This is a genomic window from Bradyrhizobium nitroreducens (genome assembly GCF_002776695.1).
GTDB classification, from domain to species: domain Bacteria; phylum Pseudomonadota; class Alphaproteobacteria; order Rhizobiales; family Xanthobacteraceae; genus Bradyrhizobium; species Bradyrhizobium nitroreducens.
Genome location: NZ_LFJC01000003.1, coordinates 6,028,334 through 6,043,561 on the forward strand (window position 1 = coordinate 6,028,334; position 15,228 = coordinate 6,043,561).

A 15,228-nucleotide genomic window follows, 5' to 3' on the forward strand; every position below is an offset into this window, starting at 1 on the left:
TTGGTCACGTGCTGCAAGCCGGCGTGCATCTCCCGCTGCATGCCATGCGGACACTCGCTCATGTCGGGCCTTCTGTGCGTTTCCCTGACCCGTCATGCTTCGCGAGGAGGCAGCCCGACGCAAGCCCTTTGCCGGTTTTTCCTGAGAGTCGGCGCTAAACCAAAGTCTAACCGGATAATGTCCGCACGGATGGCGCTACCAGGTGCCGGATGACCCATTCGGGTCATGCGTCACGACGTACCGGCGCTATTCCATGAACGAGGAATAGTCTTCATTTCGGGAATCGAGATGACGTTGCCCTGCGAGAGCCAAATGGTCTTCGGTGTTGCTGCTCCGCTCACGGCGCCGATCCGCGGTGAGATTGAGGTGCGGCAGAGTGTCGCAGGAGGCTCGGCGCGGCGAGGCGCGAACGGCATGCGGGCGCCATCAGTGGTGGTAGCTGGCTGGATTGGCAGCCTGGGCGATCTCGTCACTCCCGATCCGGGGCGAAGTGCGATCGCTTCGTTGGAGCCCTTAATGTGCGGCAGTCCCGCAAAGCTTCGATCTCGCGGGTTACCGAAATCGGGCGCGACCGCCGGTTGGGTGCGCGCGCATCCCAGGCTGCGCTGTCCAGTCCACACCCCGCTTAAGGTTAGCCGCTGTGCTGTCTTGACGCAGTCACGCAACAGTGGAAACAATTTGCAATTATCAGAAAAGTCTTTTCGACGGTCGGAAATTGCAATTGCGAGAATCCAGGCGATGCCGGGCAACGGAGCAAGGCGTCGAACAATAACAAGACCATTTCATTTCAAACTCACGCCGTTGGGCTGACGGCGAACCCAAGAAATCAAGAAGGTTACGGGAGGGGCTCACCATGAGCGACCGCACGATGTCACGCGTCGCGTCCATACCGCGTTTCGTTTTCGACGATTGAACATTTCTCCATCCGCACAACGCGACGTCGCTTCCGCGCGCTCGCGAACAATGCCTGTTGCCCCATCGAGAAAGATGAATCGCCATGATCATTAACGGCACCAACGCAAACGATCAGATCACCGGCACCAGCGCGTCTGACATCATCAATGCGAAGAATGGCGACGATACCGTCGGCGCCGGGGCGGGGAATGATCTCATTCAGGGCGGCAACGGCAACGACAACATCAGTGCCGGCTCGGGCAACGACATCATCGACGCCGGCAATGGCAACGACACGGTGGATGGCGGCACCGGCAACGACATCATTTTCGGTGGCAACGGTAACGATACGCTGCTCGGTGGGGCGGGCAACGACCTGATCTCCGGCGATAATGGCGACGATATCATCGACGGCGGCGCCGGCACCGACCTCGTCAGCGGCGGCAACGGCAACGACATCCTGATCTATCGTGCTTCGGAGAACGTGGGCTCGGTCGATATCTACGACGGCGGCAGGGGCCAGGACACACTTCGTCTCGTCGTGACGCAAGCGATGGCGAACTCGGCTTCGTTCAGGTCCGATCTTGCGGCCATCCAGGCCCTTATCGCGCGCTATGGCAGCGCGGACTATGCGTTCAGGAGCTTCGATCTCGCCGTCGCCTCGATCGAAAAGGTGGAAGTCGTCATCGAAGGCCCGACCAACCATGCGCCGGTCGCGGTCGCGGACACCGCCTCCGTCAAGGAGGACGTGACGACGATTGCCAGCGGCAATCTGCTCGCAAACGACACGGACGCCGATGCCAGTGATACCCACACCGTGTCGGCCGTGGCGGGAGGCACGGACAACGGCACCACGATCACCGTCGTCGGCACCTATGGAACGCTGGTGGTCACCAAGGCGACCGGCGCCTACACCTATACGCTCAACAATTCCAGCGCCTCCGTGCAAGCGCTCGCCGCAGGCCAGCAGGTGACGGAGCAGTTCACCTACACGAATGCCGACAATCACGGTGGAACAGGTTCGTCGACGCTCGCGGTGACCATCACCGGCAACAACGACGCGGCCACGATCACGGTATCGGGGAGCCAGGACATTTCCGTGACCGAGGCCGGAAGCATCGCCGGCGATCCCAGCGCGTCGGGCAAGCTTGCGGTGCTTGATGCCGACACCGGCCAGGACCATTTCGCAGTCCCGGTCTCGCTGGCCGGCACCTATGGCAATTTCACTTTCAATGCGGCCACGGGCGCCTGGACCTATACGCTCGATCCCGTGAAGTCGAACCCGCTCGCCGCAGGGCAGCAGGTCACCGACACCCTGACGGTCGCCTCCGCCGACGGCACCGCCACCCGTGACATCGTGGTGAACATCACGGGTACCAACGACGCAGCCGTGATCGGCAATCCCGATCAGCACGACGTCACCGAGGACGGCGTCCTGACGGCGTCCGGCACGCTGTCGATCAACGATGTCGACCTGAATCAGAATTCGTTCCAGACCGTCGTCGCCTCGGCGCCCGGCAATCTCGGGACGCTGACCATCGGCGCCAATGGCGCCTACAGCTATTCGGTCGCCAACGGCCTCGTTCAATATCTCGGCCAGGGAGAGACCCGCGACGAGACCTTCACCGTCAAGGCCCTGGACGGCACGACCAAGGACGTGACGTTCACGATCCACGGCATCAACGACGCCGCAGTCATCGGCGGCCCCACCCAGCACGACGTCACCGAGGACGGCCAACTTACGGCATCCGGCCAACTGACCATCAGCGATGCCGACCAGAACCAGGCCGCGTTCCAGGCCGGCCAGATCACGGCGTCCGGCAATCTCGGCACGGTGACGCTGCAGGCCGATGGCCATTACAGCTATTCGGTCGACAACACGGCGGTCCAGTATCTCGGCGCCAACGACGTCAAGACGGAGACGTTCACGGTCAGGTCGGTCGACGGCACCACGAAGAGCATCAGCTTCGACATCCACGGCGCGCAGGACGCGCCAAATCTGAGCGTCCAGGACTCCTCGGGTAACGCCGATCAGAACATCACGCTGCACATTGCCGCAAGCAAGATCGACCTGGGCAGCACCCTGTCGGTGAAGATCGAGGGCGTGCCGTCGAGCTTTACGGTCCAGAACGGCGCAGCGATCGGCGACGGCACGTGGCTTGTGACGGGCGACTCGATCCAGAACGTCGTGCTGATTCCGAACCATGCCGTCGGCAGCCCCGATCCGTTCACCCTGCACATCACCGCCATCTCCGACGACGGCGTTCATCAGGCCGTGAGCACGGCCGATCTTGCGCTGACGGTGAATTCAGGCGCCAACGAGATCAACGCGCTGGATATCGACGGCTATATCGGCGGCGCGACCGTCTTTGCCGACGCCAACAACAACGGGATACTCGACGCCGGCGAGGCGTTCACGACCACGCGGGCGGACGGCAGCTTTACGCTGGCGGGCGGATCCGGCCCGCTCGTGAGCATCGGCGGTGTCGATATCTCGACGGGCTTGCAGGTCGCGGGTGTGCTGCGGGCGCCGGAGGGCTCCACCGTCATCACGCCGCTGACGACGCTGATCGTCGCTTTGGTCGACAGCACGGCAGGAGATGAGCATCCGCTGACGGTGGACCAGGCCATCGGCGCCATTGCGGCCGCGTTCAACGTCAATCTCCTCTCTGATCCCCAAAACCCGATCGACCTTCTCTCGTACGACCCGGTGCCTGCTGCGGTGAGTGGCGATGCGACGGCGACGGCGGTGCTTGCGGCGGCCATCCAGGTCCAAAGCACGGTGGCTCAGGTGTCGGCCGTCGGCGTGGCACCGGATGCGGTCATTTCAGCAATTGCGGGGGCCATTACCGCATCCCAGACCGTGCCCAACGCGCCGGCCTTCGATCTGGCGTCTTCGAACACGGTTCAGAGTGTTGTCACGCTGTCCGGAGTCAGCACAGCCGCTGCTGCGACGGTTATCCAGGTCGTTGCTGCCGCGAACGACAGCATCCAGACGGCCACGAACGTCACCGAGCTGGCGCAAGCCGGTCAGGTCGCCCAAGGTGCGGCCGCCGATCAACTGGCTTCGACCGACTTCACGGATCAAGGTTCCATCGATCAGCTTACGGGCCGCTTTGTCGATCACCTCGACACAGAGGTTGCCAATGCCGTGCTGACCCCGATCGGGAGCACCTTGTTCGGCTCGCTCGGCGATGACGTGCTGTCCGGCGGAAGCGGCAATGATCTGATCGATGGCCAGGACGGCAACGATCGCATCAGCGGCGGTGACGGGAACGACATCCTGTTCGGCGGCGCCGGCAGGGACTATCTCACCGGCGGTTCCGGCGATGATATCCTCGACGGCGGTCCCGGCTTCGACCGCGCTGTCTATACGGACGCGACTGGCGGCGTCACGATCAACCTCGCATTGGGGACGGCGAGCGGTGCAGGCGTGGGGACCGACACGCTCGTCAACATCGAGGCGGCCATCGGCAGCAACTTTGCCGATACGTTCAACGGCGCCGGCTTCATCGGCGACGCTCATGTCCCGGGCAGCCCGGTCGGCTACAACGAGTTCGAAGGCAAGGGCGGCGACGACACGATCATCAGCAACACCAACAGCCAGGGAGCCGAGCTGACGCGCGTCTCCTATGTCAGCGCCACCGGGGCGGTGACGGTGGATCTCGCAGCCGGCTATGCGCAGGGTGATGCGTCGGTGGGCCACGACACGCTCGTTGGCTCGGGCTTCAACGGCGTCTGGGGCTCCGCCTACAACGATACGATTCTGGGCAGCAACAATCCGATGTTCACCGCGGAGGTGTATTCGGGCTTTGCGGGCAACGACTATATCGACGGCCGCGGCGGTTATGACCGCGTGGACTACAACGTCGATCCGAACACCACGACGGGAATTGCGGTCAATCTGGCTGGCGGCGTCGTGACCGGCGATTCGACCATCGGAACCGATACGTTGCGCGGGATCGAGGCGATCCGCGGCACCAACTTCGCCGATACCTACAATGCCTCCGGCTTCGGCTCGGGCAGCATCAATGCCGGCTCGAACGGGACGTTCAACGAGTTCACCGGCAACGGTGGCGACGACCTCATCACCGGCAACGGCTTCACGCGGCTCGGTTTCAATAATGCGACCGGCGGCGTCAACGTCGACTTCGTCACCGGCTTTGCCACCGGCGATTCATCGGTCGGCACCGATCAATTCACCGGCGTCAACGCCGTCCAGGCTTCGATGTTCGACGACACGCTGCTGGGCGGCGCGACCAACGACACGTTCACCGGCCTTGCCGGCAACGACTACATCGACGGCCGTGGTGGATTCGACGTCTCGTCCTACAACAATATCTTCTTCATCACGGGCAGCATCACCGTCAATATGGCGGCCGGCATCGTCACCGGAGATGTGTCGAACGGTACGGATACGTTACGTTCGATCGAAGGTATCCAGGGCACCAACTTCGACGACACATATAATGCGACCGGTTACGGTACGACGGGGGCCAATGTCGGTAACAACGGCACCTTCAACCAGTTCGAAGGCCTTGGCGGCGATGACCAGATCACCGGCAACGGCAACACGCGCCTGATCTTCGTCAACGCGACCGGCGGCGTGACCATCAATCTCGCGGGCGGCACCGCTACCGGCGACGGCTCGACCGGCCAGGATAGCTTCACGGGCGTCAACAGTGCGTTCGGCAGCAATTTTGCCGATGTTTACGACGCGACCGGTTTCACCGGTCCCAACGCGAATTTCAATTCGTTCCAGGGCAACGCCGGAAACGACATCATTACCGGCAACGGCAATACCCAGATCCAGTTCGGCAATGCGACCGGCGGCGTGACCGTCAACCTCACTGCGGGCACGGTCGACGGCGACGGCTCGGTCGGCCACGACACCATCACCGGTGGTGTGTTCAACGTGGCGGGATCCAATTTCAACGACACCATCATCGGCAGCACCGGCAACGACAGTCTCTCTGGCAACGTCGGCAACGACACCCTCGACGGTCGCGCCGGCAACGACTTCCTCAGCGGCGGCGCCGGTGCGGACACCTTCGTCTATGCGACCGGCGGCGGCTTCGACTTCATCCAGGACTTCGTCCCTGGCCAGGACAAGATCGATCTGACCGGTGTCTACGGCATCTTCAGCCTTGCCGATCTGCAATCGCATGCGATGCAGAGCGGCCCCAATACCGTCATCACGTTCAGCGCGACTGAGGGCCTCACGCTTCAGAACGTCAACCTGAACAGCCTGACGGCGAGCGACTTCCTGTTCGGCACGCCGGCGGCACCGATCGTCGGCGACGACAATCCGAATACGCTCGTCGGCACGGCGAACGCCGAAGCCATCAGCGGCCTCGGCGGCAATGATCGGCTTCAGGGTCTGGGCGGCAGTGATTATCTGGATGGCGGTCTGGGCTTCGACCGAGCGATCTATGCCGACGCGACCGGTGGTGTTTCCGTCAATCTTACGGCAGGCACGGCATCTGGACCGGGCGTCGGAACGGACACGCTCGTCAACATCGAAGGCGCGGTCGGCAGCGACTTTGCTGATACGTTTAATGCTACCGGGTTTCTGGGCGACAGCGGGATTCCGGGAGCCGCGATCGGCTTGGCCGAGTTCGAGGGCAGGGGCGGAGACGATACTATCATCGGCTCAGTCAATGCGTCCGGTGAAATCCTGGGACGAGTATCCTATGCCAGTGCCACGGCGGCCGTGACGGTCGACATCGCTGCGGGAACCGCCGACGGCAATGCTTCGGTCGGACACGATACGTTCAGCGCCATCAACGCGATCGTCGGCTCCGCCTATGCCGACACTCTGCGCGGCAGCGACAATCCGAGCGGCACTTACGAGCAGTACGATGCCCGCGGCGGTAATGACCTGATCGACGGCCGCGGCGGCTACGATTTTGCGACCTATAATAACGACCCGACGACGACATCTGGCATTACGGTCAACCTCGCCGCCGGCATTGTCACGGGAGATAGCTCGGTCGGTACCGACACGTTGCGTTCGGTCGAGGCCGTGCGCGGAACGAATTTCGCCGACACCTACAGCGCCGTCGGTTTCAGCGGCGTGAGCACCAATGCCGGCTCGTTCGGCACTTTCAACAACTTCGAAGGTATGGGCGGCGACGATACGATCAGCGGAAATGGCTCGACCCGGATCCAGTACACCCTGGCGCTCGACGGCGTGACGGTCGATCTCGCCCTGGGAACGGCCCACGGTACCGCGGCCGGCGACATCGCGCAGGTCGGCACCGATCATTTCACGGGTGTCAATGCGGTGATGGGATCGCTGTTTGGCGACGTCATCAACGGGAGCGGTGCCAGCGAAGTCTTTATGGGGCTCGCCGGAAACGATCAGATCGACGGAGGCGCCGGGTTCGACACCGCTCAATACAGCAACCTGACCTTCGTCACGGGGGGTGTCAGCGTCAACATGGCGAGCGGCACGGTCACCGGCGACGCCTCGACGGGCACCGATGGCCTGCGCTCGATCGAGGGCGTTCAGGGCACAATCTTCGCCGATTCCTATGATGCGACAGGCTTTGGTCAGGCTGGCGCACTCAACGTCGGCAACAACGGCGCTTCCAACAATTTCGAAGGTCTCGGCGGGGACGATGTCGTCACGGGCAACGGCAGCACGAGGCTAATCTACGGCAGCGCTACGGGCGGTGTGACCATCAACATGAGTGCCGGCACGGTCACGGGCGATGTGTCCGTCGGCCATGACAGCTTCACCAATGTCAACGCCGTCAACGGCAGCAATTTCGCCGATCTTTACGACGCGACCGGATTTGTCGGCCCGAACAACAATTTCAATATATTCCAGGGCCTGGGTGGCGACGATCAGGTCATCGGCAATGGCAACACTCAAATTCAGTATGGCAATGCCACCACCTCGGGCGTGACGGTCCATCTGGCGGCGGGCACCGCGAGCGGTGACGGTAGCGTCGGCCATGATACCTTCACCGGCGTCAACCAGGTTGTCGGCAGCAACTTTGCCGACGTTTACGACGCGACGGGCTTCAACAGCGTCTACGGAACGTTCAACAACTTCATGGGCGGTGCCGGCAACGACACCATCACCGGAAACGGCGATACGCAGATCACGTTCGGCAATCCGACGGGTGGTGTTGTCGTCAACCTTGCCGCAGGAACCGTCGACGGCGATGCGTCGGTGGGGCATGACACGATCACGGGCGGCGTCAGGGCTGTCCAGGGCACGATATTCAATGACATCCTCACCAGTGGCGGCGGTGACAACGCCCTGTTCGGCAATGCCGGCAACGACGTCCTCGATGGCGGTGCCGGGAACGACTATCTGAGCGGTGGTACCGGTGCCGATACCTTTATCTACGCGACCGGCGATGGTTCGGACTACGTCCAGGACTTTCTCCATAGCGATGGTGACAAGATAGATCTGACCGGCGTCAACGGAGTGTTCAGCCTTGCCGACGTGCAGGCTCACGCGACACAAATCGGTTCAGACACGAGCCTGGACTTCGGGGGCGGCAACACGCTGTATTTGCAGAACGTCAATCTCGGCAATCTCACCGCTAGCGACTTCGTGTTCGGAACGCCGATCATGGGAGACGACAATCCCAATACGTTGGTGGGTACGGCGCACAACGACACGATCGTTGCCCTCGGGGGTAACGACAAGCTTGAGGGCGGCGACGGTCTCGACCTTCTCGACGGTGGATTTGGCTTCGACCGGGCCATCTATGCCGCTGCTACGGGCGGCATCATCGTCAACCTCGCGGCCGGCACCGCCTCGGGGGCGGGCGTCGGAACGGACACGCTCGTCAACATCGAGGGGGTGATCGGCAGCGATTTTGCCGACACGTTCAACGCGGCCGGCTTCATCGGTTCGACCGGTCTGCCCGGCGTCGCCACCGGCCAGAGCGAGTTTGAAGGGCGCGGCGGCAACGACAGCGTCGTCGGCGATATCAACGCCCTGGGCCAGATCGTGACCCGTCTGTCCTATCTCGGGGCAACCAGTGCGGTTGCCGTCGACATCGCTGCAGGGACGGCGGATGGCGACGCCTCCGTCGGCCACGACACCTTCTCCAACGTCTCGACGATCTGGGGCTCCGGCTACAACGACACGATCTACGGCAGCAACAATGCGTCCTTCACGTATGAGACCTATGAAGGTCGCGGGGGGGACGACTATATCGATGGCCGCGGCGGCTACGACCAGGTCACCTACAATTCGGATACGACGACCACGTCGGGCATCTATGTTCACCTCGCCGCAGGCACCGTGAACGGCGACGCAACCGTGGGCACCGATACGATACGCAGCGTCGAGGCCGCCCGCGGCACCAATTTCGACGACACGTTTGATGCCACCGGATTCGGCCAGGCCGGGGCAACCAATGTCGGCTCCTCCGGAACCTTCAACGACTTCGCCGGCGCCGGCGGCAACGACACCATCATCGGCAACGGCTTCACCCGTCTGAACTACCAGATCGCGGCCTCGAGCGTCAGCGTCGACCTCGAGACCAGCGCCATCGGGACGACCAATGCGGTCACGGTTGCCGGCAGCGCCACCGGTGCGACCGAGGGCACCGATACCTTCACTGGTGTCAATGCGGTGCAGGGCTCGACCTACTCGGACACGCTGCTCGGCAGCAGCTTCAACAACAACTTCACCGGTCTCGGCGGCGACGACTATATCGACGGCCGCGGCGGCTTCGACACTGCGATCTACAACAGCCTCAGCACGGTCACGAGTGGTGTCACCGTTGACATGGCGGCGGGTACTGCGACGGGCGACGCGTCGATCGGCACGGATACGCTGCGTTCGATCGAGGGTGTTCAGGGCACGGGCTATGCCGACACCTATGTGGCGACGGGCTACGGGCAGGTCGGCGCGCTCAATATCGGCAACAACGGCACCTTCAACCAGTTCGAGGGCCTGGGCGGCGACGACCAGATCACTGGCAACGGCAACACACGCATCCTCTACGGCAATGCGACGGCTGGCGTCGCCGTCAACTTCCAGGCTGGAACGGCCAGCGGCGATGCCTCGGTCGGCCACGACACGTTCTCCGGTGTCAACAGCGCGACCGGCAGCAACTTCGCCGATGTGTTCGACGCAACCGGGTTCGCCGGCTTCAACGTCGTGCAGGGCCAGGGCGGCAACGACACCATCATCGGCAACGGCAGCACGCAGATCCAGTTCGCCAACGCGACCTCTGGCGTGATCGTCAACCTCGTGAACGGCACCGCGGATGGCGACGGTTCCGTGGGGCACGACACCATCACGGGGGTGACAAACGTTTCGGGCTCGAACTTCGACGACACGATCACCGGTTCCAACGGCAGCGACCAGCTGTCCGGCAACAGCGGCAACGACCGGCTCAGCGGCGGCGCCGGCAGCGACGTCCTGAACGGCGGCACCGGCGCTGACACCTTCGTCTATGCCGCCGGCGGCGGCGCCGACACCATCGTCGACTTCCTGCAGATAGACGCCGACAAGATCGACCTCACGGGGATCCCCGGTGTCTCGACCCTCGCCGACATTCAGGCGCTTGCCACACAACAAGGGTTGAACACGGTCATCAACTTCGGCAATGGTGACACTCTCACACTGCTGAACGTGACGCTGGCGAACCTCACGGCCGCCGACTTCATCCTGGGGCAAGGCGTGCACCTCACCGGCGATGCCGGCGCAAATACGCTGGTCGGTACCGCCTACGCCGATAATCTGAGCGGTCTCGCCGGCAACGACCGCCTCAAGGGCCTCGACGGCAATGATCTGCTCGATGGCGGCCTCGGCTTCGACCGCGCCGACTATGTCGCGGCAACCGGAGGCATTACCGCAAATCTCGCGGCAGGCTCCGTGACGGGACCAGGCGTCGGCACTGACACGCTGGTGAACGTTGAGGCCATCGTGGGCAGCGACTATGCCGACACGTTCAACGCGACCGGCTTCACCGGCGATACCGGCATTGCCGGCACCAACGCGGGCTTCAACGAGTTCGAAGGCCGCGGCGGGAACGACAGCATCACGGGAGCGATGAATAGTCTGGGTGCGCTCCTGACGCGCATCTCCTACGCCAGCGCAACGGGCAGCGTGACCGTCGATCTGGCGGCGCATTCGGCGACCGGAGATGGTTCGGTCGGCACCGATACCCTGGTGGGCTCGGGCTTCGGGGGCGTTGTCGGCTCCGGCTCTGCGGACCAACTGCTGGGCAGCACCAATGGTCCGGGGACCGTGGAAATCTTCGAAGGCCGCGCCGGCGACGACTTCATCGACGGCCGGGCTGGCTTCGATCGGGCGGACTACGCGCTCGACCCGGCCGCAGTGGGCGGTATCAACGTTCAGCTGGCTTCGGGAATTGTGACGGGCGACGCCGCAACGGTCGGCACCGACACGCTGCGATCGGTCGAATCCGTGCGCGGCTCGACCAAAGCCGACACGTTCAATGCCGTCGGCTTCGGCTCGGGCAGCACAAATGCCGGATCGAACGGGACCTTCAACGAATTCATCGGCATGGGAGGTGACGACAGCATCGTTGGCAACGGAAGCACGCGCGTTGCCTTCACCAATGCGACCGGCGCGGTGGTCGTTGACCTGCAGACCGGCGCGACACCCGGTACAGGTACCGCAAGTGGTGATGATTCCACGGGTAACGATACGTTCAGCGGTGTCAACGCCGTGATGGGGTCGATGTTCAACGACACCATCCGCGGCAGCAACATTACAACGACGACGGAGACGTTCACCGGCTTTGCCGGCGACGATTTCATCGACGGCCGCGGTGGATTCGACATCGCCAGCTACAACAACCTCTACTTCTCGACCGGACCTGTTACCATCGACTTCACGGCGGGCACCGCGACCGGCGACGCCTCGATCGGCAACGATACGCTCCGCGGGATCGAGGGGGCCCAGGGCACCAACTTCAACGATGTCTTCACGGCCACGAATTTCGGTGCCGTCGGCTTCCAGAATGCCGCAACCAACAACGTCGGCAACAACGGCAATTTCAACCAGTTCGAAGGTCTGGCCGGCAACGACACGATCACCGGCAACGGCAACACCCGGATCATCTATTCTAGCGCGACCGATGCGGTGACCATCAATCTGCAGGCGGGGACTGCAACCGGCGGCAGCTCGATCGGTACCGACACCTATGTCGGCGTCAACAGCGCGACCGGCAGCAGCCTGAACGACGTCTACAATGCCACAGGCTTCACCGGCGTCACCTCGGCCGGATCGTTCGGTACCTTCAACCTGTTCGAAGGCCTGCTCGGCAACGACACCATCACCGGTAACGGCAATACGCGGGTCTCGTATTCCCAGGCGAGCGGGGGCGGAGTTTCCGTCGACCTTTCAACGGGAATTGTGAGCGGCGCGGCCGGCGCCGATGTCATCGCCGGCGGCGTCAACAGCGTCCAGGGTTCGAACCAGGCCGACCTGCTGGTCGGCAGCTCGAACAACGAGTTCTTCTTCGGCGGCGGTGCCGGCGACACGATCAATGCCGGCGGCGGCAATGACGGCATTACCGGCCAGGGCGGCGACGATGCGATCGACGGCGGTGCCGGCACCGACATGGCGATCTTCTCGGGCACGCAATCGCAGTACACCATCACGACGGCGGCTACGATCCAGGTTCAAGACAATGTTGCGGGACGTGACGGCACCGACACCTTGACCGATGTCGAAGTGCTGCAGTTCAGCAATGCCATCGTGCTGCAGTCGGCGGGTACCTTGGGAAATCCGATCGATCTCTCGACGCAGCAGTTCTCCAACTCAGCACCCGTGATTGGAACGGCTGCAGACGATTATCTTCGCGTCGGAAGCAACATCTTCGGACATGCGCTCAATCTGGGTGCGGGGACGGGCGACACCGTCCTGCTCAACGGCACCTTCGGCAACGGCTACACGCTCAATCTCGCCGGCGTCGAGAACGTGACCGGCACTGGCAGCGACGAGTTCGTCAACCTCACGACGAATGCCAACGGGCTGGTCGTCGATCTCGGCGGCGGCAACGATCAGCTCAGCCTCGCGGGCGGTGCCAACACGCTCAGCCTGATTGGCGTCGAGAATATCGGCGGAACCGATTACGGCGCGGTGCCCGGCGTGAACGACGTGCTCACGCTGTCGACGACGGTCACGGGCCTGAACATCAGCCTCGGCAACGGCGACAATACGATGTATCTCGCGGCCGGCGCCAACTCGTTCGTGAACATCTACGACGTCAACCACGTGTACGGAACCGCGAGCCTGGACACCCTGACCGTCACCGGTGCGATCGCGGCTGCCAACGGCGTCGCGATCGACCTCGGCGATGGCGAGGACACGATCGTCCTGAACGGAAACTTCGCGGCCTTTGCCGCGACGGGCGTCGAGCACATCAACGGCAATTCGGGTGAAAATTCAATCAGTCTGACCAATGACGTCAACGGCATCGCCATCGACCTGGGCGGTGGAAACGATTGGGTCTCCCTCGCCAATGGCGTCAATTCGCTCAGCATCAGCGGCGTCGAAAATCTCAACGGCAGTGATTTCACCGGCGGTCTCAATCCGTCCGACGATATGGTCACGCTGCTGAACACCGTGTCCGGCGTGACGGTCAATCTCGGAGACGGAACGGCGAACGTCCTGAATCTCGCCGAAGGCAGCAACTCGTTCGACAATCTGTGGAACGTGAACCTGCTCAACGGCAGCTCGTCGGACGACGTTCTGACGTTGCAGGGCAGCCCGGCGAACGTGATTGATCTCGGCGACGGCAACGACACCCTGAACTTCAACATGAATGTCTTCGACATCACGGTGACCAATGTCGAAACCATCAACGGTTCCGCGAGTTTCGACCGGATCACGATCGGCAACACGTCGGGCAGCACGACGATTACCGCCGGCGTGGGGGCGGACGAGATCTTCGCCAGCGCAGGCCATGACAACTTCCGCTTCGTCAGCACCGCAGACTCCGCTGCCGGTGCTGCCGATACCATTCACAATTTCGACGCTGGCAATGACAGCTTCACGTTCTCGGGCATCAACGTCGCCGGCGGCCACATCGAATATGTGGATGGGGCAGCTTTGCTCGGCGGTAACCAGGCTTCGGCCCATCTGCAGAATGTCGGGCCGGGTAACGACTATCTCCAGATCGATATCGATGGCGATGGAACGAGCGACATGGATGTGAGCCTGCAGAATGCGAGCGGCCAGCTGCACAATGGCAACTTCCTGGTGACCTGAGAGGGAACCGGCTTCGGAGAAGGCCTCGGCCGCCTCTCTCTGAGGCGGTAGTCTTGGCAGGTTGTCTCGAGGTGCATGGTGGCGGTGGAGTGCCGGCGGCTGCCCGTTTCGGATCCGATTGAACGACCGCCGAGGGAACCGGCAAGCGATCCCAAGGAAAGACCGCCGCCACCTTTTGCTCGGTGGATCGGCGGTCTGTGATCGAAGGCCGTTTGGCCCTTAAAGCATGATCCGGAAAAGTGCGAAGCGGTTTTCCGGAAAGATCATGCGCAAACAACAACCTAAAGCGCGATGACGATTCATCCAAATCTCATCGCGCTTTGGTCCCGCAGTTGCTCGGGATAGTGTTCCATGGCTGCCGCGCGCACACGCGAAGCCCAGCGGCAGCGGGCCTTGATCATTCGCCTTTCGCGAGCGGGTGGACGGTATTCCCGCCAAACCGCAGCGATGGCCTCGAGGAGCAGCGGTGGCCTCGAGGATATGTCGCATCATCAATGGGTCCTGAAATACAGTGTCGCTAACAGCGCGAAAAGCCCGATCCAGACAATCGCCCCCAATTCCAAGGCTTCCGCCACGGTAACGCTCAGCGGAGCTGTGCGCCGCAAGCCGATCCATAGCAAAACCGCAGCAAACGGCAGGACAATCAGGGCGAAACCTTGGATCATGAGCACAATCTAGTCCACCACAAAGACCCGGCGCAAGTCGAGGTAGCGATCGTGGCGCGGTCGATCAGCACCTCGGCGATCGGACCGAGCGGGCTCTCCTGCACGCGCGGCGATCGGCCGAGCGTCGCGGCGAGCCGCTGCAATTCTGCGAGAGCCTGTTGGCGTGTCGGAAATCGCCCTTGGGGCTCGGCGTGCAATTCGTCCTCGACGACAAACCTTCCCTCGCTTCGCTCTACCGAATTCGGTGTGATGCCTTGCCGAGTTCTGCTCACTTGCCGAGTGCGCCGACTTGCCGAGTGTGCCGACTTGCCGAGCCGTAGCTCGCGAAGCGAACGAAGGCTGGTGGGCGGTCACGGATTCGAACCGCGGACCCTCTCGGTGTAAACGAGATGCTCTAACCAGCTGAGCTAACCGCCCCTCGCCGCCTCTTTATCCCTACCCGCC

2 protein-coding genes and 1 tRNA gene are annotated in these 15,228 nt (G+C 62.7%); 1 reads left to right on the top strand and 2 read right to left on the bottom strand.

Annotated features, from left to right (window positions below; all coding sequences use genetic code 11):
* Positions 1-997 precede the first annotated feature (997 nt).
* Entirely contained in the window at positions 998-14,119 is a 13,122-nt protein-coding gene (locus tag TSA1_RS39385; protein ID WP_161497274.1) for a VCBS domain-containing protein, read from the top strand.
* 491 nt (positions 14,120-14,610) lie between these two features.
* Here TSA1_RS39385 and TSA1_RS39390 read toward each other — a convergent pair whose 3' ends face one another.
* Positions 14,611-14,784, bottom strand: a complete 174-nt coding sequence (locus TSA1_RS39390; protein WP_161497275.1) for a hypothetical protein — start codon at positions 14,782-14,784, stop codon at positions 14,611-14,613.
* A gap of 340 nt (positions 14,785-15,124) precedes the next feature.
* Positions 15,125-15,201: transfer RNA gene (locus TSA1_RS28915), tRNA-Val, on the bottom strand.
* Positions 15,202-15,228 lie beyond the last annotated feature (27 nt).